Source organism: Buttiauxella sp. JUb87, from assembly GCF_004361975.1.
In the GTDB taxonomy this organism is placed as follows: domain Bacteria; phylum Pseudomonadota; class Gammaproteobacteria; order Enterobacterales; family Enterobacteriaceae; genus Buttiauxella; species Buttiauxella ferragutiae.
Genome location: NZ_SNVY01000011.1, coordinates 38,163 through 57,903, shown reverse-complemented (window position 1 = coordinate 57,903; position 19,741 = coordinate 38,163). Strand labels below are relative to the sequence as shown.

22 protein-coding genes are annotated in these 19,741 nt (G+C 49.7%); 12 read left to right on the top strand and 10 right to left on the bottom strand.

The window, feature by feature from the left end; genetic code table 11:
* Window positions 1-147: 147 nt before the first annotated feature.
* Entirely contained in the window at window positions 148-957 is an 810-nt protein-coding gene (locus EC843_RS22040; protein WP_121814610.1) for a glycosyltransferase family 2 protein, read from the top strand.
* Here EC843_RS22040 and EC843_RS22035 read toward each other — a convergent pair.
* Genes EC843_RS22035 through gpmM form a run of 3 tightly spaced genes read right to left on the bottom strand, consistent with a single transcriptional unit; the run spans window position 948 to window position 4,754 of the window.
* Complete coding sequence (locus EC843_RS22035; RefSeq protein ID WP_121814609.1) at window positions 948-1,865, bottom strand: divergent polysaccharide deacetylase family protein; 918 nt, start codon at window positions 1,863-1,865, stop codon at window positions 948-950. The genes EC843_RS22040 and EC843_RS22035 overlap by 10 nt on opposite strands.
* Window positions 1,866-1,913: 48 nt before the next feature.
* On the bottom strand, window positions 1,914-3,197 hold the full coding sequence (gene envC / locus EC843_RS22030) for a murein hydrolase activator EnvC (protein ID WP_064541754.1): 1,284 nt from the start codon (window positions 3,195-3,197) through the stop codon (window positions 1,914-1,916).
* A 9-nt stretch (window positions 3,198-3,206) separates the two neighbouring features.
* Entirely contained in the window at window positions 3,207-4,754 is a 1,548-nt protein-coding gene (gpmM, locus tag EC843_RS22025) for a 2,3-bisphosphoglycerate-independent phosphoglycerate mutase (protein ID WP_064541751.1), read from the bottom strand.
* Window positions 4,755-4,999: 245 nt separating this feature from the next.
* On the opposite strand from gpmM, the gene EC843_RS22020 reads away from it, so the two are divergent.
* The 5 genes from EC843_RS22020 (at window position 5,000) to cysE (ending at window position 8,175) form a co-directional block, all read left to right on the top strand.
* The gene (locus EC843_RS22020; RefSeq protein WP_064541747.1) at window positions 5,000-5,431 is read left to right on the top strand and encodes a rhodanese-like domain-containing protein; all 432 of its coding nucleotides are present in this window, start codon (window positions 5,000-5,002) and stop codon (window positions 5,429-5,431) included.
* A gap of 26 nt (window positions 5,432-5,457) precedes the next feature.
* Window positions 5,458-5,709, top strand: a complete 252-nt coding sequence (gene grxC, locus EC843_RS22015; RefSeq protein ID WP_064541744.1) for a glutaredoxin 3 — start codon at window positions 5,458-5,460, stop codon at window positions 5,707-5,709.
* Between the two features lie 60 nt (window positions 5,710-5,769).
* On the top strand, window positions 5,770-6,243 hold the full coding sequence (gene secB, locus EC843_RS22010; RefSeq protein WP_034461441.1) for a protein-export chaperone SecB: 474 nt from the start codon (window positions 5,770-5,772) through the stop codon (window positions 6,241-6,243).
* Window positions 6,243-7,262, top strand: a complete 1,020-nt coding sequence (gene gpsA, locus EC843_RS22005) for an NAD(P)H-dependent glycerol-3-phosphate dehydrogenase (RefSeq protein ID WP_121814608.1) — start codon at window positions 6,243-6,245, stop codon at window positions 7,260-7,262. Before secB ends, gpsA begins: the two co-directional genes overlap by 1 nt.
* Before the next feature lie 91 nt (window positions 7,263-7,353).
* Window positions 7,354-8,175: a serine O-acetyltransferase gene (cysE, locus tag EC843_RS22000; RefSeq protein ID WP_064541738.1), complete on the top strand. Its 822-nt coding sequence runs from the start codon at window positions 7,354-7,356 to the stop codon at window positions 8,173-8,175.
* On the opposite strand, the gene trmL is transcribed toward cysE, so the two are convergent.
* The 3 genes from trmL to cpxR all read right to left on the bottom strand — a co-directional run bounded on the left by trmL (window position 8,172) and on the right by cpxR (window position 10,799).
* On the bottom strand, window positions 8,172-8,645 hold the full coding sequence (gene trmL / locus EC843_RS21995) for a tRNA (uridine(34)/cytosine(34)/5-carboxymethylaminomethyluridine(34)-2'-O)-methyltransferase TrmL (RefSeq protein ID WP_064515046.1): 474 nt from the start codon (window positions 8,643-8,645) through the stop codon (window positions 8,172-8,174). The genes cysE and trmL overlap by 4 nt on opposite strands.
* 88 nt (window positions 8,646-8,733) lie before the next feature.
* Window positions 8,734-10,104, bottom strand: a complete 1,371-nt coding sequence (gene cpxA / locus EC843_RS21990; protein ID WP_064541736.1) for an envelope stress sensor histidine kinase CpxA — start codon at window positions 10,102-10,104, stop codon at window positions 8,734-8,736.
* Complete coding sequence (cpxR, locus tag EC843_RS21985) at window positions 10,101-10,799, bottom strand: envelope stress response regulator transcription factor CpxR (protein ID WP_034461436.1); 699 nt, start codon at window positions 10,797-10,799, stop codon at window positions 10,101-10,103. Before cpxR ends, cpxA begins: the two co-directional genes overlap by 4 nt.
* Window positions 10,800-10,949: 150 nt before the next feature.
* Here cpxR and cpxP point away from each other — a divergent pair, with 150 nt between their 5' ends.
* The 5 genes from cpxP (at window position 10,950) to EC843_RS21960 (ending at window position 15,614) form a co-directional block, all read left to right on the top strand.
* Entirely contained in the window at window positions 10,950-11,447 is a 498-nt protein-coding gene (cpxP, locus tag EC843_RS21980) for a cell-envelope stress modulator CpxP (RefSeq protein ID WP_064541733.1), read from the top strand.
* 124 nt (window positions 11,448-11,571) lie between these two features.
* Complete coding sequence (gene fieF / locus EC843_RS21975) at window positions 11,572-12,474, top strand: CDF family cation-efflux transporter FieF (RefSeq protein WP_121814607.1); 903 nt, start codon at window positions 11,572-11,574, stop codon at window positions 12,472-12,474.
* A gap of 183 nt (window positions 12,475-12,657) precedes the next feature.
* Complete coding sequence (gene pfkA / locus EC843_RS21970; protein WP_064541727.1) at window positions 12,658-13,620, top strand: 6-phosphofructokinase; 963 nt, start codon at window positions 12,658-12,660, stop codon at window positions 13,618-13,620.
* Between the two features lie 152 nt (window positions 13,621-13,772).
* On the top strand, window positions 13,773-14,762 hold the full coding sequence (locus EC843_RS21965) for a sulfate ABC transporter substrate-binding protein (RefSeq protein WP_064541724.1): 990 nt from the start codon (window positions 13,773-13,775) through the stop codon (window positions 14,760-14,762).
* Between the two features lie 93 nt (window positions 14,763-14,855).
* Window positions 14,856-15,614 carry a CDP-diacylglycerol diphosphatase gene (locus tag EC843_RS21960; RefSeq protein WP_133523062.1) on the top strand — a complete coding sequence of 253 codons (759 nt, stop codon included), beginning with the start codon at window positions 14,856-14,858 and terminating at the stop codon, window positions 15,612-15,614.
* A gap of 49 nt (window positions 15,615-15,663) precedes the next feature.
* Here the strand turns inward: EC843_RS21960 and tpiA are convergent, their stop codons facing one another.
* Both tpiA and EC843_RS21950 read right to left on the bottom strand, forming a co-directional pair.
* Window positions 15,664-16,431: a triose-phosphate isomerase gene (gene tpiA / locus EC843_RS21955; RefSeq protein WP_034461430.1), complete on the bottom strand. Its 768-nt coding sequence runs from the start codon at window positions 16,429-16,431 to the stop codon at window positions 15,664-15,666.
* A gap of 239 nt (window positions 16,432-16,670) precedes the next feature.
* On the bottom strand, window positions 16,671-17,267 hold the full coding sequence (locus tag EC843_RS21950) for a YiiQ family protein (protein ID WP_064541721.1): 597 nt from the start codon (window positions 17,265-17,267) through the stop codon (window positions 16,671-16,673).
* 114 nt (window positions 17,268-17,381) lie between these two features.
* On the opposite strand from EC843_RS21950, the gene EC843_RS21945 reads away from it, so the two are divergent.
* On the top strand, window positions 17,382-17,801 hold the full coding sequence (locus tag EC843_RS21945; RefSeq protein WP_034500043.1) for a DUF805 domain-containing protein: 420 nt from the start codon (window positions 17,382-17,384) through the stop codon (window positions 17,799-17,801).
* A 14-nt stretch (window positions 17,802-17,815) separates the two neighbouring features.
* Here the strand turns inward: EC843_RS21945 and fpr are convergent, their stop codons facing one another.
* Together fpr and glpX are read right to left on the bottom strand one after the other, a co-directional pair.
* Entirely contained in the window at window positions 17,816-18,562 is a 747-nt protein-coding gene (gene fpr / locus EC843_RS21940; protein WP_133523061.1) for a ferredoxin--NADP(+) reductase, read from the bottom strand.
* A gap of 101 nt (window positions 18,563-18,663) precedes the next feature.
* Window positions 18,664-19,674, bottom strand: a complete 1,011-nt coding sequence (gene glpX / locus EC843_RS21935; protein WP_064541715.1) for a class II fructose-bisphosphatase — start codon at window positions 19,672-19,674, stop codon at window positions 18,664-18,666.
* Window positions 19,675-19,741: the final 67 nt, after the last annotated feature.

The following is a 19,741-nucleotide window of genomic DNA, read 5'->3' as shown; positions in this document are numbered from 1 at the left end:
TAAAGGCAGTATTGAGTGATAACTAACGCTTTTGATGACTCTTTTACGGGAGGAATTAATAATATAAAAATTCGAATCCGGATTTCGAATTCGCAGCTACAATTATTCACCATGATATAATTGATTTTTTGTTATGGCATAATGGCTATGTTTAAAATATCAGTTTGTTTACTGACTTATAACTCTGCACGTCTGCTTCACGAAGTATTGCAGCCATTAATATCAATTGCAGATGAAATCATTATTGTGGATTCGGGGAGTAGTGATGAAACTATTAATATTTCTCGTGGTTATGGTATTGAACCTATATATCACCCATTTAACACGCACGGTGAACAAATGAACCATGCTACCGGGCTTGCGAGCCATGACTGGGTGTTATGTATGGATAGTGATGAAATTCTTGATGAGCAGACAACCGCTTTTATCCTTAAGCTCAAGCAGGGTGAAGAACCTGAACAAGGGCAGGCATGGCGTTTTTCGCGCTACTGGTTTGTACTCGGAGAACAGGTGCGAACCATTTATCCCATATCCTCACCGGACTTCCCGGTGCGTTTGTATAACCGTCGGCAGACGCGATTTAACGATCGTCCGGTAGATGATCAAGCTGAGGGGTTTATTAACTCATCTGTTATTCCTGGTTTTGTTCGCCATGATACCTTTTATACTATTCATGAGGTTTTCAATAAATTAAACACTTATACGACTCGCCTGGTCATAAATAAAAAAATCAAGCCCTCATTGCTGAGGGGCATAATAAGTGCCATCGGTGCATTTTTTAAATGGTATTTGTTCAGTGGGGCGTGGAGGAAAGGGCGAGTGGGGCTTGTTACAGGTTTGTATGCCACTTTCTATAGTTTTCTAAAATACTTCAAGGCCTGGTATTGGGACGGAAAATTAAACAGCAATACGTGCAGAGAAAATCCTTCCTCTGCACGCCCACAAAATCAGGATTGAGTAGCCTTTAACGATTTATCCCAGCCTTGCCACTGGTGTTGCATGTACTTCAACAACTGGCTTTGGCTGATGCTTTCGCCGATCACGCTAAAGAATGTCGTTGCATAGACGGGTTGCAAAGGTTGTTTAGGCTTACATAAATTCACACCTTTGAACGGATTACGCGGTTGTTCAGCTGGTTTGCCTGGCGCTACAGGACGCGTGTTATTTGGTCTTGAGGTATCCACCTGAGGCTCATTGAGCAAGCTACTCGGGCGCACCAGCGTGATATCTGCCGGTAAGCTATAGACCATCTGTTGCAGAACACGCACGGTCGACGGATGAGGATGACCAATGGCAATCGCTGAGCCATTTCGACGGGCCAACTCCACCGCACGATTAAACTGAAAACGAATATCGGCTTCGTTTTGAGTGTCATCCAGGAACACTTTACGTTTGATCACTTTGACGTTAGTACCGGCCGCCGCCCGCATCGACTGGCTATTTCCTATCGTCATACTGTCAAGAAAATAGAGATTGTATTGCCCTAATGCCTGCATCACTTTCTGCATGCCGAACAGGCTGGATGTCATCGCGCTACCCATATGGTTATTCAACCCCACGGCATAGGGAACATCATTGACAGCTTCGCGGATAATACGCTCGATTTCGCCGCTGCCCATATCCGGGCGCAGCGTGTCTTTTTCCAGCGGCTGTTTACTCAGGGGGGCCATCGGCAAATGAATCAGGACTTCATGCCCGGCATTATGCGCTTTAGTGGCCATTTCACGGGCGTGAGGAGCATTGGGTAAAACTGCGACGGAAATGTTGGCAGGCAGGGCGATAACTTTGTTTTCTTGCGCGGGGCGATAACCGAAGTCATCTATTACAATTGCCAGCTTTCCAGCGTAAACGGGGGTTGTCAGCATGAGTGTGCTGACGAGAGAGAAAAACACACGACGGAATTGAAGCAAAACTTATCTTCCCAACCACGGTTGTGGATTGACGGCCTGGCCCTGGCGACGAATTTCGAAATAAAGTGACGGGCGGCCCTGACCGCCACTGTTGCCTACCAGTGCAATAGCCTGGCCGGCGCGAACTTGTGTTCCAACATTAACCAGTGCGCTCTGGTTATAACCATACAAACTCATATCGCCTTTACCGTGTTCAACGACAACCACGAGGCCGTATCCCTGTAGCCAATCGGCAAGGATTACACGCCCATCAGCAATAGCTTTAACTTCAGTGCCTTCACCTGCGGAGATAACAATCCCTTTCCAACGTAGCTCACCTTGAAGCTGTTCGCCATAGCGATGCAGGATTGAACCGCGAACCGGCCAGAAGGCTTGTCCACGCGGTGCACCCAGGCCACCAGTGCGCGAGATCAAAGAACGTTCGCTTTCTGTTGGTTTATAGGTACTGCCTTTGCTGGTTGCTTCCTTTTGGCGAGTTTTAACTTGCTCAGCTTCACGGGCTTCTTTTTCCGCTCTCGCTTTGGCAGCGGCTTCTGCACGGGCAATTTGCCCCTGAAGGCGCGCCTGGTTCTGGCGCATTTCGCTCAGCTTTTGCTGATCTTGTTGCAAAGAGGATTCGAGAGTGGAGAGCGTTTTTTTACGTTCGTTACGCGCACCTTCAAGCTTGCTTTGTTGAGCTTGCTGTTCGTAAAGCAGCGTCTGTTGTTCGGTTTGCTTAGACTCCAGACTGGCTTTTTGCTCATCAACTTCCGCTTTAGTCTGCTTAAGCTGTTCAATAGTTTCCTGACGCGCGGCGTTCAGGTAGCCGAAGTATGCCTGCAAGCGTTGCCCGCGCTGGCTTTCTTCACCGCTTAAAATCAGCTGGATGCCAGTATGTTGCCCCTGGCGGAATGCGGCGTCGAGTTGAGCGGCCAGATTACGTTCCTGCGATGCCTGCTGTTTTTGCAGTTTCGCGAGGGAAGCATTCATGGTGGCAATTTGGCGATTCAGATCGGCAAGCGTGTTTTGCGTTTCGCGCAGTTTGCGGCTGGCTTCGGCAATCGCTTTTTCTTGTGCCTGGAGTTGAGCAAGCAAGGCGGAACGTTGCTGCTGTTGCTGGCGTACCGCGCGTTCTTTCGTTGCAATATCCTGCTGGATAGATTTCAAATCGGCGCGATCGTCTGCATGGCTGGGAAACGGGCATAACAATACGCCAGCGCTTAGAACGCTGGCGTAGATCATAGGCCTGACTGAAAACGCTTTCGGTTTCACGGCCCATGTTATTGAAAAAATCGCCTTTCCCCTCATGGGGAGGGATTATTCCACGATGAACAGCGGCTTGCCAGTCATCTCTTGCGGGATTTCCATGCCCATGAGGTTCAACATAGTTGGTGCGATATCAGAAAGCTTGCCGCCTTCAACCGCTTTCACACTACGGGAACCTACATAAATCAATGGAACTGGCAGGCTGGTATGCGCGGTATGCGCCTGACCAGTTGCCGGGTCAGCCATCTGTTCTGCATTACCGTGGTCAGCGGTGATCAGCAACTGCCCACCCACGTTTTCTACTGCAGAAACCACCTGAGCAATACAGTTATCCAGTGCTTCGATTGCAGCAACAGCCGCTTCGAAAACGCCGGTATGCCCGACCATGTCACCATTTGGATAGTTACAAATGATGGTGTCGTATTTGCCGCTGTTGATAGCTGCCAGCAGTTTTTCAGTCAATTCTACTGAACTCATTTCTGGTTGCAGATCGTAAGTAGCAACTTTCGGGGAGTTGATCAGAATACGGTCTTCGCCAGCAAACGGTTCTTCAACGCCGCCGTTATAGAAGAAGGTAACGTGAGCATATTTTTCAGTTTCGGAGATACGTAACTGAGTTTTGTCGTGCTTCGCCATCCACTCACCAAAGGTATTGGTCAGTGACGCTGGTGGGTAAGCGCAAGCGGCTTTAATGTCTGCTGCGTATTCAGTCAGCATCACGAAATCACCGAAGTTAACCACTTTCTTACGGGCAAAACCGTCGAAGTCAGCGTTAACAAAAGTACGGGTGATTTGACGCGCGCGGTCTGCACGGAAGTTCATGAAGATCAGCGCGTCGCCGTCGTTCATGGCAGCGTCAGCTTCGCCTTCTGCACGAATCACAGTTGGTTTAACGAATTCATCGTTTTCATCACGAGCATATGCAGCTTCCAGACCCGCAACAGCGGTTTCTGCCTGGTATTCGCCTTTAGCCTGAGTCAGCAGATCGTAAGCCAGTTCAACGCGATCCCAGCGGTTATCGCGGTCCATTGCGTAGTAACGGCCAATCAGCGAAGCAACGCGTCCTTTACCCAGTGCAGCAAACTTATCGGCAAATTTCTTCAGAGAAGATTCTGCGCTGCGTGGCGGTGTATCGCGGCCATCAAGGAACGCGTGCAGGTAAATGGCTTCAGCACCTCGTTCAGCGGCCAGTTCAATCATCGCCAGAATGTGTTCTTCGTGGCTGTGAACGCCACCGGCTGAAGCCAGGCCCATGATGTGCACTGCTTTGCCAGCAGCAACAGCTTTGTCTACAGCTGCAGTCAGCGTTGGGTTAGCGAAGAAAGTACGTTCTTTAATTTCAACGTCCAGACGAGTCAGATCCTGGTAAACGATGCGGCCAGCACCAAGGTTTACGTGACCGACTTCGGAGTTACCCATTTGGCCATCTGGCAGACCGACTTCCATACCTGATGCGTTGATTAAAGTATGTGGACGCTGTGCCCACAGGTTATCCATAACCGGGGTTTTAGCATTCAGAATAGCGTTATCCTGCTGCTCTTCGCGGTGACCATAGCCATCCAGAATCACCAGAACCATAGGTTTTTTAGTAACTGACATTGCGATAACCTCTAAGTCAAAGACAAAATTTGCGTAATTTTACTACAGGCCACGGGGTAAATAGCCGCAGAAGATCAAAGAAACGGGTTGGATTGTGATCGGTTTTACGTCGTTAAGGTAATTTTTTTCGTAACAGTCCGCAGAATCAACATAACCTAACGCAGACTGGCTGTATTTGGCACAACGCAAATGTATACTCCTCACTTGGTTTTTTCATATTACTTAGTCGGGAGCTACACCCCCCCATGCAAGAAATTATGCAATTCATTGGTCGTCATCCCATACTTAGTTTGGCGTGGGTTGGCTTGTTTGCCGCCGTACTTTTCATGACTTTTAAAGGTTTGACCTCTAAGGTTAAGGTGATCACCCGTGGTGAAGCGACACGCCTCATCAACAAAGAAGATGCCGTTGTTGTTGATGTGCGTTCTCGTGATGATTACCGCAAGGGCCATATTGCTAACTCACTGAATGTACTGCCAGCTGATATTAAAAGTGGTAACTTCGGTGAGCTGGAAAAACATAAATCACAGCCTGTAATCGTGGTTTGTGGCAATGGCGTTTCCTCTCAAGATTCAGCCGCACTGCTGACAAAAGCCGGTTTCGAAAAAGTGACCTTACTGAAAGAAGGGATTGCTGGCTGGAGCGGGGAAAACCTGCCATTAGTTCGCGGTAAATAAATTGATACGCACACTGGGGTAAAACCATGGCGAATATTGAAATCTACACTAAAGCAACCTGTCCGTTTTGCCATCGTGCAAAAGACCTCTTGCAAAGCAAAGGGGTCGAGTTTCAGGAGTTAGCGATTGATGGCGACGCTGTTAAGCGCGAAGAGATGATTAAACGCAGTGGGCGAACCACAGTGCCGCAGATTTTTATTGATGCACAGCACATTGGTGGTTGCGATGACTTGTATGCACTTGATGCTCGTGGTGGACTCGATCCCCTGCTGCGCTAGAGCAGCTCCTTTGTCGCTTACTGTCGTTTAAGGACGTATTAATTTTTTAAGGGTTTAACAATGTCAGAACAAAACAACACAGAAATGGCTTTCCAGATTCAGCGTGTCTACACCAAGGACATCTCTTTCGAAGCACCAAATGCACCACACGTTTTCCAGAAAGACTGGCAGCCAGAAGTGAAGCTGGATCTTGATACCGCTTCCAGCCAACTGGCAGACGACGTTTATGAAGTTGTGTTGCGTGTAACCGTGACCGCAACACTGGGCGAAGATACTGCATTCCTGTGTGAAGTTCAGCAGGCTGGTATCTTCTCCATCGGTGGGATCGAAGGTCCGCAGATGGCACATTGCCTGGGTGCATACTGCCCGAACATTCTGTTCCCTTATGCACGTGAAGCAATCACTAGCCTGGTTTCTCGTGGTACCTTCCCGCAGTTGAACCTTGCACCGGTTAATTTCGATGCGCTGTTCATGAGCTATCTGCAGCAGCAATCTGGCGAAGGCGAAGGTGCTGAAAACCATCAGGATGCCTGATGAACAGCCTTAATGCTTCAATGACTGTGATCGGTGCCGGTTCGTACGGCACCGCTCTTGCCATCACTCTGGCGCGTAATGGCCACCACGTTGTACTGTGGGGCCATGACCCTAAACACCTTGCTGTATTGCAGGCCGATCGCTGTAATGCGGCGTTTCTTCCGGACGTTCCTTTCCCTGACACACTTCACCTTGAAAGCGATTTAGCGAAAGCATTATCTGCCAGCCGTAATATTCTGGTCGTAGTGCCGAGCCACGTCTTTGGCGAAGTTCTGCGCCAAATCAAACCGCTTATGCGCAAAGACGCGCGTATCGTTTGGGCGACTAAAGGGCTGGAAGCGGAAACCGGACGCCTGTTGCAAGACGTTGCGCGTGAAGCTCTCGGTGACGAAATCCCATTAGCGGTGATTTCCGGCCCGACGTTTGCCAAAGAGCTGGCTGCGGGTTTGCCGACGGCAATTGCACTGGCGGCAACCGACGAAACCTTTGCTCAGGATCTCCAGCAATTGCTGCACTGCGGCAAGAGCTTCCGTGTCTACAGCAACCCTGATTTCATTGGCGTGCAGTTGGGTGGCGCGGTGAAAAACGTGATTGCGATTGGCGCGGGAATGTCTGACGGTATTGGCTTCGGTGCGAATGCTCGTACCGCGTTGATTACTCGTGGTCTTGCGGAAATGACGCGTCTTGGTACCGCTTTAGGCGCTGACCCTGAAACTTTCATGGGAATGGCTGGCTTAGGCGACCTGGTACTGACGTGTACCGATAACCAATCACGTAACCGTCGCTTCGGCATGGCGCTGGGGCAGGGTGCCGATGTTGACTCTGCGCAGCAGAAAATCGGCCAGGTGGTTGAAGGTTATCGCAATACCAAAGAAGTGCGGGAATTGGCGGCGCGTTTTGGCGTCGAAATGCCAATAACCGAGGAAATTTATCAGGTATTGTATTGCGGAAAAAACGCTCGCGAGGCAGCATTAACGTTGCTTGGTCGTACACGCAAGGATGAACGGAGCGGCAACTAGTTCAGTTGCAATTGATGGAACAACATAACCGCGATAACTGAAGCGTTCCGGTACTTTGTGCCGGGCGCTGTTTTTCTATCTGGAGAGTGCAATGTCGTCTGAAGAACTGGATCTGGTGTGGAACAACATTAAAGCCGAAGCACGAGCGCTTGCCGATTGTGAACCGATGTTGGCCAGTTTTTACCACGCAACTCTCCTCAAGCATGAAAACCTCGGCAGCGCGCTGAGCTATATGCTCGCCAACAAGCTAGCCTCGCCGATTATGCCTGCTATCGCCATTCGTGAAGTTGTCGAAGAAGCTTACGCGGCGGAACCACAAATGATTGCCTCAGCGGCTTGCGACATTCAGGCTGTGCGCACCCGTGACCCGGCAGTCGATAAGTATTCGACCCCGCTGTTATATCTGAAAGGTTTTCATGCGCTGCAGTCCTATCGTATCGGCCACTGGCTGTGGAAAGAAGGGCGGCGGGCGTTAGCTATTTTCCTGCAAAACCAAGTTTCAGTATCATTCCAGGTGGATATTCACCCGGCAGCCCAAATTGGTTGTGGGATCATGCTCGATCACGCGACTGGTATTGTGATCGGTGAAACGGCTATCGTTGAAAACGACGTGTCGATTTTGCAGTCTGTAACGCTTGGTGGTACTGGCAAAACCAGCGGCGATCGCCACCCGAAAATTCGTGAAGGCGTGATGATTGGTGCCGGGGCGAAAATCCTCGGCAACATTGAAATTGGGCGCGGTGCGAAAATTGGTGCAGGTTCAGTGGTGTTACAACCCGTTCCGCCTCATACCACGGCAGCTGGCGTTCCGGCGCGAATTGTCGGCAAGCCTGAAAGCGATATGCCTGCCATCGATATGGATCAGCACTTTAACGGTGCTAACAACGGCTTCGAGTACGGCGACGGAATCTAGCTTCTCAGAACGGCGCCGGGGTACCCAAGCTGGCGCCACGCTTCATATACCACCACCGATACTGCGTTCGACAAATTCATGCTGCGGCTGTCCGGCATCATTGGAATACGGATTTTTTGCTCAGCAGGCAAAGCATCAAGAATCGTTGCTGGCAGGCCACGTGTTTCCGGGCCAAACACCAAATAATCCCCATCCTGATAGCTCACTGCGCTGTGCGCAGGCGTTCCCTTTGTGGTCAGCGCAAAGATTCGCTGCGGGTTTTCAGCCGCCAAAAATGCATCGTAGTTATGATGGCGATTCACGGCTGCGAACTCATGATAATCCAGACCTGCACGGCGCAGGCGCTTATCATCCCAGCCAAAACCTGTTGGCTCGATGATGTGCAACCGGAAGCCGGTATTGGCGCATAAACGGATGATATTCCCGGTATTGGGTGGGATTTCTGGTTCAAACAAAACGATATTTAGCATACTGCCCCCATAAGACTGGCGCGCAGAATATCAATTTATAGCAGGAAGGAAAACAGGCCCCGAAGGACCTGTTCTTTATGGCGAAAAATTAACGATGATAAAGCGGCAGCCAAAGCACTAACCGCAATCCGCCCAACGGGCTGTCATCGGCTTTCACCCAACCACGATGTTGCTGAACAGCAGTTTCAACAATCGCTAACCCCAACCCAGTCCCGCCAGATTCACGATCGCGCGCTTCGTCTGTACGATAGAAAGGACGGAATATTTGCTCACGATCATCCGGGCTGACGCCTGGGCCATCATCATCGACGGTGATAGTAATACCTTGATTATCAACGGAGAAATTGACGGCAATTTTTGTGTGCGAATAGCGTAATGCGTTACGGACAATATTTTCCAGCGCACTTTCCAGTGAGTTGGGATTACCGTACATCAACCATGGACCTGGTGGATAAGTCACCTCCAGCGATTTGCCCATTTGTTCAGCTTCGAAGGCGGCGTTATCCAGCACTTCTGACCAAATTTGATTGGCTTTCATGGTTTCGCTCGCCAGCGCATTTTTTTGCTGGTTGCGGGACATCACCAACAGGTCGTTGATCATACCGTCCAGACGCTGAGCTTCCGTTTCAATGCGCTCCAGTTCCTTGCTTTCACCTGTTTTACGGCGCAGCAACGCTGTACCTAATTGCAAACGAGTGAGCGGAGTACGTAGTTCATGCGAAATGTCAGACAACAGCCTTTGCTGGGTTGTCATCATCCTTTCCAGCGCGGTAATCATCTGGTTAAAACTGGCACCGGCTGCGAGGAATTCTTGCGGCCCGGATTCGAGTTCAGGGTGCTGACGCAAATTCCCCTGAGCCACTTCATCAGCAGCATTTTTCAACTTACGCGCCGGTTTTGCCAGGCTCCACGCCAGCCATAACAGCAGCGGTGAACTGACCAGCATAGTGACAATGAGTAACAGTAAAGGTCTATCAAACAGCAGGTTAATAAAATCAGATTGGGAATTACTTGCAGGGCGGATCAGGTAAAGTTGGTAATTATCTTCACCATCGCGTACCGAAAACGGCCCCACTAATTCAACGCGGCCATACTTTTTCTTTTGCGGATGATCGGAGTTATCAGACTGGCCGATAAAGTTACGAATAATCTGCATTTCATTGCGCTGGGCGCCAATAACTCGCCCTTCGCTGGTCACGAGCAACAAACGCTGTCCCGGTGGTGCCCATTTATCAATGGCCCGGAACAAACGACGCCACCACATCAGGTCGTTTGGTGGATCGTTTTCAAGTTCCGCTTCGACATGCTGTTCAATCATGATGCCTTGACGTTGCTCATTCTCCATCAATTCGGTCATTTGACGCGAATCCAGTTTAGGCAGCATCAGCACTAGCATCAGCACTAACGCCAGCGTCAACCAGAAGATGGCAAAAATACGCGCGGTAAGGCTACTTATCATGAAGCAGACACCATCAGGTAGCCGCGGCCACGTAATGTTTTAAACCACGGATGACCATCTTTACGGTCCGGCAACTTACGACGCAAATTGGAAATATGCATGTCGATTGCACGGTCGAAAGGTGTCAGGCGTTTGCCCAGAACTTCCTGGCTTAAGTGTTCGCGTGAAACCACCTGTCCCAAATGCTGAGCCAACAAATAGAGCAGGGTGAATTCAGTGCCGGTCAAATCAAGCGCTTGCCCATCAAAGCTTGCTTCCTGGCGACCAGGATTCAGGCTCAAACCGTCCACTTCGACCGTCGGAGAACCGCTGTCGCTGTTTTGCTGCTGCTCACTCCAATGTGAACGACGCAAAATAGCGCGTATACGGGCCACCAGTTCACGATCGTTGAATGGTTTAGGTAGATAGTCATCTGCACCCAGTTCAAGGCCGAGAACACGATCTAGCTCACTTCCTCGTGCTGTTAGCATAATGACTGGAGTCTGGTGTGACTGGCGCAACTCTTTCAAAGTATCAATGCCATTTTTCTTTGGCATCATTACGTCGAGCAATAAAAGGTCAATGGTGTCATCAAGAAGCTCCAACGCTTGTTCGCCATCATGGGCGACAATTACGTTAAAACCTTCCATGTCGAGCAGTTCCTTCAACAGGGAAGTAAGCTCTCGGTCATCATCAACTAGCAGAATTTTATTCATTGTTAAATTACCTCCGAGGCAGAAATTACGTCATCAAGGCGCGCTAATCTATGACTTTACGTTGTTTTACACCCCCTGACGCTAGTTTGCAGCGGGAATCGTAGACTGAATCTCGTTGAATCGCAGCACAGATGATTTCAGGAGCAAGTGATGCGCAATGTTACCGCTGCCGTCATGGCCTCTACATTGACTCTGATTACCCTGTCCAGTCAGGCAAGCGATAACTGGTACCAAGGCGGTGAAGGCTTAGTTAAGCGAAATAACCTTCAGAGCCATATGTTCGAAGGGATAAACCTGACCGAACAACAGCGCCAACAAATGCGCGATCTAATGCACCGGGCACGGCATGATAGCCCACCCGTGAATGTAAGCGAAATGGAGACCATGCATAATCTGGTCATCGCTGAAAATTTTGATGAAACGGCAGTGCGTGCCCAGGCTGAAAAAATGGCACAAGAACAAGTGGCTCGCCAGGTTGAAATGGCGAAAGTACGCAACCAAATGTACCGCTTGTTAAGCCCTGAACAGCAGGCCGTTTTAAACGACAAACACCAACAGCGCATGGATCAATTTCGTGAACTGGCGGATCTGCAACAGAAGTCTTCGTTGCAAGCACTGAGTAGTAGCAGTAAGCGTAGTAACCAGTAACAAACCCTGTTTTCCTTGCCATAGACACCATCCCTGTCTTCCCCGCCTTAACCGGCGGGTTTTTTTTGCCTGATGGTTCAGATGAATCCGCTATACTAGCCAGCAATCATTTGCTGGAGCCCCTATGAATCAACAATATGGGAAGCTGGTTAGCCGCGCAGCAATTGCTGCGACGGTAATGGCCTCACTGTTACTTTTGATTAAGATTTTCGCCTGGTGGTACACCGGCTCGGTCAGTATTCTGGCTGCATTGGTCGATTCGCTAGTGGACATTGCCGCGTCGCTAACTAACCTTCTTGTCGTACGTTATTCGCTACAACCCGCAGATGAAGAACACACCTTTGGTCATGGCAAAGCGGAATCGCTGGCAGCACTGGCACAAAGTATGTTTATTTCCGGTTCTGCACTGTTCCTGTTTTTGACTGGCATTCAGCATTTAGCTGAACCGTCACCAATGAAACAGCCTTTAGTGGGTGTGGTGGTTACCGTCATTGCGTTGTTCAGCACGTTAATTCTGGTGACTTTTCAGCGCTGGGTGGTGCGGAAAACGCAAAGTCAGGCAGTTCGAGCAGATATGCTTCATTATCAGTCTGATGTTATGATGAATGGAGCAATTCTTGTTGCTCTTGCGTTGTCCTGGTATGGCTGGCATCGCGCAGATTCAATATTTGCGTTAGGGATTGGCGTCTATATTTTGTATAGCGCACTGCGCATGGGTTATGAAGCTGTGCAATCTCTTTTAGATCGTGCTTTACCAGATGATGAGCGACAGGTAATTATTGAGATCATCAATTCATGGCCCGGCGTTAAAGGGGCGCATGATCTACGAACGCGGCAGTCAGGGCCGACCCGCTTTATTCAAGTCCATATCGAAATGGAAGACAACCTGCCACTGGTTCAGGCGCATGTGATTGCCGACCAGGTTGAACAGGCGATTTTGCGTCGTTTCCCTGGGTCAGATGTGATTATTCACCAGGACCCCTGCTCGGTTGTCCCGACGCAGCAGCAAGGGCATTTTGAGCTTTAATATTTCGTTGTAAAGTCAGACAGAGTCGATATTTTTTGGATAGAATACCGATAAATGGCCTGACCTGAATCAATTCAGCAAGAAGCGGTTGTTATACTATTTGTAGCAGAGTCGATGCCTCGGCATGCCGAAGGCCGTTTCCGGCAACAGGATTAATTTGCATTCAAAAGTTCAGAGGTAGTCATGATCAAAAAAATTGGTGTGTTGACGAGTGGCGGTGATGCTCCGGGCATGAACGCTGCGATTCGTGGTGTGGTGCGGGCGGCATTGTCGGAAGGTCTGGAAGTCGCGGGCATTTATGATGGCTATCTGGGATTGTATGAAGACCGCATGGTTAACCTGGACCGATACAGCGTGTCCGATATGATCAACCGTGGCGGTACTTTCCTGGGCTCAGCTCGTTTCCCGGAATTCCGGGACGAGAAAGTCCGTGAAGTGGCTATCGAGAATTTGAAAAATCGCGGTATTGATGCACTGGTTGTTATCGGCGGTGATGGTTCCTATATGGGTGCTAAGCGCCTGACCGAAATGGGTTTCCCATGCATCGGCCTGCCAGGTACCATTGATAACGATATCAAAGGCACCGATTACACTATCGGTTTCTTCACCGCTCTGGAAACAGTCGTGGAAGCAATCGACCGCCTGCGTGACACCTCTTCCTCCCACCAGCGTATTTCTATCGTGGAAGTGATGGGCCGTTACTGTGGCGATCTGACCTTAGCTGCGTCCATCGCTGGTGGCTGTGAGTTTGTTGTCTTGCCAGAAGTTGAGTTTAATCGCGAAGACCTGGTTGAAGAAATCAAAGCGGGTATCGCTAAAGGTAAAAAGCACGCTATCGTGGCTATCACTGAGCACATCTGTGACATCGACGAACTGGCCCGATATATCGAGACGGAAACCAAACGCGAAACCCGCGCAACGGTTCTGGGCCACATTCAGCGTGGTGGTTCACCGGTTGCTTACGATCGCATTCTGGCTTCCCGCATGGGCGCTTACTCCATCGAACTGCTGCTGCAAGGTCACGGCGGTCGTTGCGTAGGTATTCAGAATGAGAAGCTGGTTCACCATGACATCATCGACGCTATCGAAAACATGAAGCGTCCGTTCAAAGGTGACTGGCTGGATTGCGCTAAGAAACTGTACTAATTCACTTTCTGTGAAAATTGAAGCCGGGGAAACCCGGCTTTTTGTTGTTTGTTATATGCTCAATAGTTATAGCAAATCTTTTTTTATTCTTTAATGAATGGATAACTTTCTGGCACGCTGCTTTTATCAAATCTGATTAAAGAGAGCGAAAAATGAATAAGTGGGGAGTTGGACTTACATTACTGTTGGCGTCTGGCAGTGTGCTGGCGAAAGATATTCAGTTACTTAATGTCTCTTATGATCCCACTCGCGAACTTTATGACGAGTACAACAAAGCCTTCAGCGCTCACTGGAAGCAACAAACCGGCGACAACGTAGTTATTCGGCAGTCTCATGGTGGTTCTGGCAAACAAGCGACCTCTGTTATCAACGGCATTGAGGCTGATGTGGTGACCCTGGCGTTGGCATACGATGTGGATGCGATTGCTGAGCGTGGCCGTATCGACAAAAACTGGATCAAACGCCTGCCAGAAAACTCTGCGCCTTACACTTCGACCATCGTTTTCCTGGTGCGTAAAGGCAACCCGAAACAAATTCATGACTGGAATGACCTGATTAAACCAGGCGTTTCTGTTATCACTCCGAATCCAAAAAGCTCTGGCGGAGCGCGCTGGAACTATCTGGCGGCCTGGGGTTATGCCCTACATCACAACAACAACGATCAAGCCAAAGCTCAGGATTTCGTGAAGGCGTTGTATAAGAACGTTGAAGTGTTGGATTCCGGCGCTCGTGGTTCAACCAGTACTTTCGTTGAGCGTGGAATCGGCGACGTGTTGATTGCCTGGGAAAACGAAGCGTTACTGGCAACCAACGAATTGGGCAAAGACAAGTTTGAGGTTGTCACGCCAAGTGAATCTATTCTCGCCGAACCTACTGTATCGGTGGTGGATAAAGTCGTCGACAAGAAAGGGACTCGGGAAGTCTCAGAAGCTTACCTGAAATACCTCTACTCGCCAGAAGGCCAGGAGATTGCGGCGAAAAACCACTATCGTCCACGTGACGCAGCGGTCGCGAAGAAGTATGAGAATGCCTTCCCGAAAATTAAATTGTTCACTATTGATGAAGAGTTTGGCGGCTGGACAAAAGCGCAGAAAGAACACTTCTCGAACGGTGGAACCTTCGACCAAATTAGTCAGCGTTAATCGTATTCACGGCCCTGAAAAGGGCCGTTTTGCTTTTGGGATTTCAGAGTTTGCGTTACGCTGAGCGACCCTCTTATGGTTTCTGAGGTTTCAATGCAGTGGTGTCGACGCAAGTTAGTTCTCCTTCTCCTGTTGTTGGCCATTGCTGTGGTGATCGGCTTCAGTCTCCGGCAATACCTGCATCATCCTGATGCGCTGTGGCGTATTGTCAGCCAGCAATGTGTTCCCAATCAGCGTGACAATCAGAACCCTGAGCCATGTGCCAAAGTGGATTTGCCGTCGGGATACGTGCTGCTAAAAGATATCAATGGCCCGCTGCAATATCTGCTGTTGCCAACAGCAAAAATAAGCGGCATGGAAAGCCCGGAATTGTTGCAGCCAAAAACTGCTAATTTCTTCTGGCTAGCCTGGCAACAGCGCACTATTTTGAGTCTGCGCCGGGGATCTCAGATTCCTGACGATATTATTTCACTCACTATTAACTCTGCGACAGGTCGCTCGCAAAATCAGCTTCATATCCACATTTCTTGTTTACGCGCTGATGTGCGCGGGGAATTGGATCGGTATGCGAAAACGTTAAATAACGAATGGCAGGCGTTCCCGGTTGATCTGGCTGGAAACTCATACATCGCCAGAAAAGTCGGCGCAGCTGAATTTTCACAACGTAGCCCATTCATGATGTTGGCGACTCAGGTTCCACAGGCTCGGGAGCATATGGGGCGTTATAGTCTGGCGATGGCTAAACTGGCCGATGGGGAATGGGTAGCGTTGGCGACGGAGCGGAATTTACTGCGTTTGAATCTGGCTTCTTCTGAGCAACTACAAGATCACGACTGTGGGTTACTGAAATAAAAAAGCCCTGCCATTGCTGGCAGGGCCTGTATATGTTTAAGCGAGAAACTTACGCTTTTTTCGCTTCAGCCGCAGCTTTAACGATAACGGCAAACGCGTCTGCTTTCAGAGATGCACCGCCAACCAGCGCGCCGTCGATGTCCGGCTGAGCAAACAACTCTGCTGCGTTCTTATCGTTTACGGAACCGCCGTACTGGATGATCACTTGCTCTGCTACTTTCGCATCAGCTTTAGCAATGTGGTCACGAATGAATTTGTGAACAGCCTGAGCTTGAGCAGGAGTGGCTGATTTGCCAGTACCGATTGCCCATACTGGTTCGTAAGCGATAACCACACCTTCGAAAGCTGCTGCGCCCTGAGTTTTCAGCACTGCATCAATCTGGCGTGCGCAAACTTCTTCAGTTTTGCCAGCTTCGTTTTCTGCTTCAGTTTCACCGATGCAAAGAACTGGGATCAGACCAACTTCTTTCAGAATTGCGAATTTTTTAGCAATCAGTTCATCAGACTCTGCGTGGTAAGTACGACGCTCGGAGTGACCGATGATGATGTACTTAGCGCCAACATCTTTCAGCATTTCTGCAGAAACTTCACCAGTGAAAGCACCGGACAGGTTCAGGTCTACGTTCTGAGCACCAAGAATGATGTGGCTACCAGATGCAGCGTGTTTAGCCAGATCCAGATACATAGTTGGAGGAGCGATAGCAACGCCACATCCAGCAACGCCAGCCAGCTCTTTGCGTAAGCCAGCAATCAGCTCGTGTACCATGTGCTTGCTGCCGTTCAGTTTCCAGTTACCCATCACCAAAGGATGTCGCATCTTAATTCTCCACAAGGTCAAACTAATAAAAGAATCGCTGCCAGTCAGGGCAGCATTGTCTGTGAAACAGTATAGAGACTCAGCAAGCGAAAGGCTTTGCTTTTTGTCATATATACCCGTCATCCTTCAAGTCACAGGGGTGTTGGCTGCACTCACTTACCCGCATCACTTACTGAAGTAAGCTCATCGGCATAAGCTCCCTGGCCGCCTACCTGCGACTGGAATGCTAACGGGTATGTTTAGTTGGTGTTCAGTGTCTCAGATAGCGTTAGCTTAATCGGTTCAACAGCGAAGGTCAGCCCCTTTTCACCGTTGTCTGCGACAACATAGCGGATCGCGCCATCGGTTTGTGTGTAGTAACGTTTGTTCTTTCCGTTACTGAGCAACCTGGTGAGTTTTGCTACGCTTTGTGGCTTTGAAAGCGAGGGCGTAAAGGTACGAATCAGCGCGGCCATGTACTCTGTCGCTTTTGCTCGCGCCACTTTTTGCTCAGGCCCTTGAATCGGCAACCACGTTATCTGGATAGATTTTATTTTCAGAGTGCCGTGTTCTAACGCAGTTGATGTGTAGAGGTTTTCGTTGATTTTGCTGGCGGCACGCATCAGGTTCACTTCATCGGAATTGGAGTCGATGGCACGGAACTCATTGATGGGCAAAGACGGGTTTGCAGTCGTGAATTTTTCCCGAAACTGCGTAATGTTCATGTCGAACGTTGGGGCGCCTGCCAATAAATAGGGAGCAACTTGTAGCGTTGAGGTGGAATCTGAAGGCGGATCAGCCCACACCACCGTAACGGGTAGTATCAGCAAAGCCAGACCTGCAACCAGATGTCTCATCGACAAATTCTCCTGTGAATTCTGCTTTCCGATTAAATCGGCATTCCGTTGGCTTGTCAAAACCCATCATAGCTGGGGTACACTACGGCGCTAAACAATAAAATGGACCTTACCATGACCATACAGCAATGGCTGTTCTCTTTTAACGGACGTATTGGACGTCGTGACTTCTGGATTTGGATTGGCGTCTGGCTAATTGCGCTGATCATTCTCTTCACCCTCGCGGGTGCTGAAATTATGCCTTACTCCACTGCCGGCTTCTTTCTTTCGGGTTCGTTGATTCCGACTGCCGCCGTGATCGTCAAACGTCTGCATGACCGTAATAAAAAAGGCTGGTGGGCGCTGCTGTTTATTCCTGCGTGGCTGTTGCTTGCAGGTAATTGGGAAACTTTCGGAACGTTAGCGCAGTGGGGGCTTGGCCGTTTTATCCCAACGCTGATTTTGGTGATGGTTATTATGGACCTGGGCGCGTTTGTTGGCACCCAGGGTGAAAACCGCTTTGGCAAAGACACCAGCGAAGTGAAGTACCGCTAGTATTACCCATAAAGTTACCAATAGTGTTCTGCAGTCATATGGCCCGGTCGGCGGCGTAAATGTTTGGTCATCTGCCGGGTATCTTTCAGCAACTGCTGTGTATCTCGTACCATCTGCGGGTTTCCGCATAACATCACATGACTGGTCTCAATGTTCATTGGCAGGCCAACAGCCGCTTCCAGTTCGCCGCTTTCGATAAGTGCAGGCACGCGGCCGGTTAACGAACCAGGAATTGATTCCCGACTAACGACCGTCTGAATGCGTAATTTCCCTTCATATTGCTGCTGGAGTTTTTGCATCAATGGCAAATAACTCAAATCCTGCGCATAACGCACGGCATGAAGCAAAACGATGTTATCGAAGCGCTCAAGGCCTTTACCTTCCTGCAAAATCGAAAGATACGGGCCGAGTGCTGTTCCCGTTGCCAGCATCCATAATGTCTGGCAATCCGGGATTTCATCCAGCACAAAGAATCCAGCCGCTTCGCTCACCAGCATAATTTCATCCCCAGGCTGCAGAGCATGCAGACGTGGGCTGAGCTTGCCTTCAGGCACGGTGACCAGATAAAACTCGAGGTTCGGATCGCTGGGTGCATTGACGTAGGAATAAGCACGTTGTACGCGTTCGCCGTCAATTTCCATCCCAAGTTTAGTGAATTGCCCGGCGGTGAAAGGGGCGACAGGCGCATGAACAGTGAGACTAAAAAGAGCGTCAGTCCAGTTTTCAATCTGGACAACTTTACCTTTGACCCATTCCGCCATGATGTTCATTCCCCTGTGTTGTGTTTTTCCTATCTTCACCAGAAAAGTGAGAGATTTCCAGCTGGTTAAAGCTGGAAAGCTCAATCAGACAAACGATGGGCTTACAGAATATGGGTCTGTACTTCCTGGTCTTTACGGTCAAGGTAGTGAATAGATTTGATGCGACGAATGGTGCGTGATTTACCACGAATCAGCAGAGTTTCAGTGGTCGCCATATTCCCTTTACGGGTGATCCCATCCAGCAAATCGCCTTTGGTGATACCAGTTGCCGAGAAAATAACGTTGTCGTTGCGCGCCATGTCATCGAGCTTCAACACCAGGCCTGCTTCAATGCCCATTGCTGTGCAGCGGGCTATCTCTTGCTCACCGATTCGACGGTTTTCTTCGTTGTCACCTTTTACGTGGTGACGAGCCAACAGGCGGCCATGCATATCACCGTCCAGCGCGCGGATAACCGCCGCAGAAATCACGCCTTCAGGTGCGCCGCCAATACCGTACATCACATCGACTTCGCTATCCGGCATGCAGGTCAAAATAGATGCTGCAACATCGCCATCAGGAATCGCAAACACGCGCACCCCAAGCTTTTGCATTTCGGCAATGACTTCATCGTGGCGAGGTTTAGCAAGAATGGTGACGGTGAGTTCACTGAGCGGTTTATTGAGCGCTACGGCGACGTTATAGAGGTTTTCTGCCAGCGGAAGATTCAGGTCGATAATGCCTTTAGCGCCAGGGCCGACAATCAGCTTTTCCATGTACATGTCGGGAGCGTTCAGGAAGCTGCCTTTGTCGCCAACGGCCAATACTGCCAGCGCGTTTGCCTGGCCCATGGCGGTCATGCGTGTGCCTTCAATCGGGTCAACGGCGATATCTACTGCGTCGCCCTGGCCGGTACCGACTCTTTCACCAATGTACAACATGGGTGCTTCGTCGATTTCCCCTTCGCCAATCACAATCTGGCCGTCAATATTGACCTGATTAAGCACAATACGCATCGCGTGAACGGCAGCACCGTCAGCCGTATTTTTGTCGCCACGTCCCAACCATTTATAACCAGCCAACGCTGCGGCTTCAGTTACGCGGGAAAATTCTATCGCCAGTTCTCGTCTCATTGCACACTCATTTAGCAAGCCCAATTGCGACGGAGTTTAGCACAGGCAGGGTAGGGTGATCCCCTCT

What these genes read in the sequence shown, in the direction of transcription:
- EC843_RS22040 (WP_121814610.1), top strand. Translation starts at nt 148, where the DNA reads ATGTTTAAAATATCAGTTTGTTTACTGACTTATAACTCTGCACGTCTG.
- EC843_RS22035 (WP_121814609.1), bottom strand. Translation starts at nt 1,865, where the DNA reads ATGCTGACAACCCCCGTTTACGCTGGAAAGCTGGCAATTGTAATAGAT.
- envC (WP_064541754.1), bottom strand. Translation starts at nt 3,197, where the DNA reads ATGAGGGGAAAGGCGATTTTTTCAATAACATGGGCCGTGAAACCGAAA.
- gpmM (WP_064541751.1), bottom strand. Translation starts at nt 4,754, where the DNA reads ATGTCAGTTACTAAAAAACCTATGGTTCTGGTGATTCTGGATGGCTAT.
- EC843_RS22020 (WP_064541747.1), top strand. Translation starts at nt 5,000, where the DNA reads ATGCAAGAAATTATGCAATTCATTGGTCGTCATCCCATACTTAGTTTG.
- grxC (WP_064541744.1), top strand. Translation starts at nt 5,458, where the DNA reads ATGGCGAATATTGAAATCTACACTAAAGCAACCTGTCCGTTTTGCCAT.
- secB (WP_034461441.1), top strand. Translation starts at nt 5,770, where the DNA reads ATGTCAGAACAAAACAACACAGAAATGGCTTTCCAGATTCAGCGTGTC.
- gpsA (WP_121814608.1), top strand. Translation starts at nt 6,243, where the DNA reads ATGAACAGCCTTAATGCTTCAATGACTGTGATCGGTGCCGGTTCGTAC.
- cysE (WP_064541738.1), top strand. Translation starts at nt 7,354, where the DNA reads ATGTCGTCTGAAGAACTGGATCTGGTGTGGAACAACATTAAAGCCGAA.
- trmL (WP_064515046.1), bottom strand. Translation starts at nt 8,645, where the DNA reads ATGCTAAATATCGTTTTGTTTGAACCAGAAATCCCACCCAATACCGGG.
- cpxA (WP_064541736.1), bottom strand. Translation starts at nt 10,104, where the DNA reads ATGATAAGTAGCCTTACCGCGCGTATTTTTGCCATCTTCTGGTTGACG.
- cpxR (WP_034461436.1), bottom strand. Translation starts at nt 10,799, where the DNA reads ATGAATAAAATTCTGCTAGTTGATGATGACCGAGAGCTTACTTCCCTG.
- cpxP (WP_064541733.1), top strand. Translation starts at nt 10,950, where the DNA reads ATGCGCAATGTTACCGCTGCCGTCATGGCCTCTACATTGACTCTGATT.
- fieF (WP_121814607.1), top strand. Translation starts at nt 11,572, where the DNA reads ATGAATCAACAATATGGGAAGCTGGTTAGCCGCGCAGCAATTGCTGCG.
- pfkA (WP_064541727.1), top strand. Translation starts at nt 12,658, where the DNA reads ATGATCAAAAAAATTGGTGTGTTGACGAGTGGCGGTGATGCTCCGGGC.
- EC843_RS21965 (WP_064541724.1), top strand. Translation starts at nt 13,773, where the DNA reads ATGAATAAGTGGGGAGTTGGACTTACATTACTGTTGGCGTCTGGCAGT.
- EC843_RS21960 (WP_133523062.1), top strand. Translation starts at nt 14,856, where the DNA reads ATGCAGTGGTGTCGACGCAAGTTAGTTCTCCTTCTCCTGTTGTTGGCC.
- tpiA (WP_034461430.1), bottom strand. Translation starts at nt 16,431, where the DNA reads ATGCGACATCCTTTGGTGATGGGTAACTGGAAACTGAACGGCAGCAAG.
- EC843_RS21950 (WP_064541721.1), bottom strand. Translation starts at nt 17,267, where the DNA reads ATGAGACATCTGGTTGCAGGTCTGGCTTTGCTGATACTACCCGTTACG.
- EC843_RS21945 (WP_034500043.1), top strand. Translation starts at nt 17,382, where the DNA reads ATGACCATACAGCAATGGCTGTTCTCTTTTAACGGACGTATTGGACGT.
- fpr (WP_133523061.1), bottom strand. Translation starts at nt 18,562, where the DNA reads ATGGCGGAATGGGTCAAAGGTAAAGTTGTCCAGATTGAAAACTGGACT.
- glpX (WP_064541715.1), bottom strand. Translation starts at nt 19,674, where the DNA reads ATGAGACGAGAACTGGCGATAGAATTTTCCCGCGTAACTGAAGCCGCA.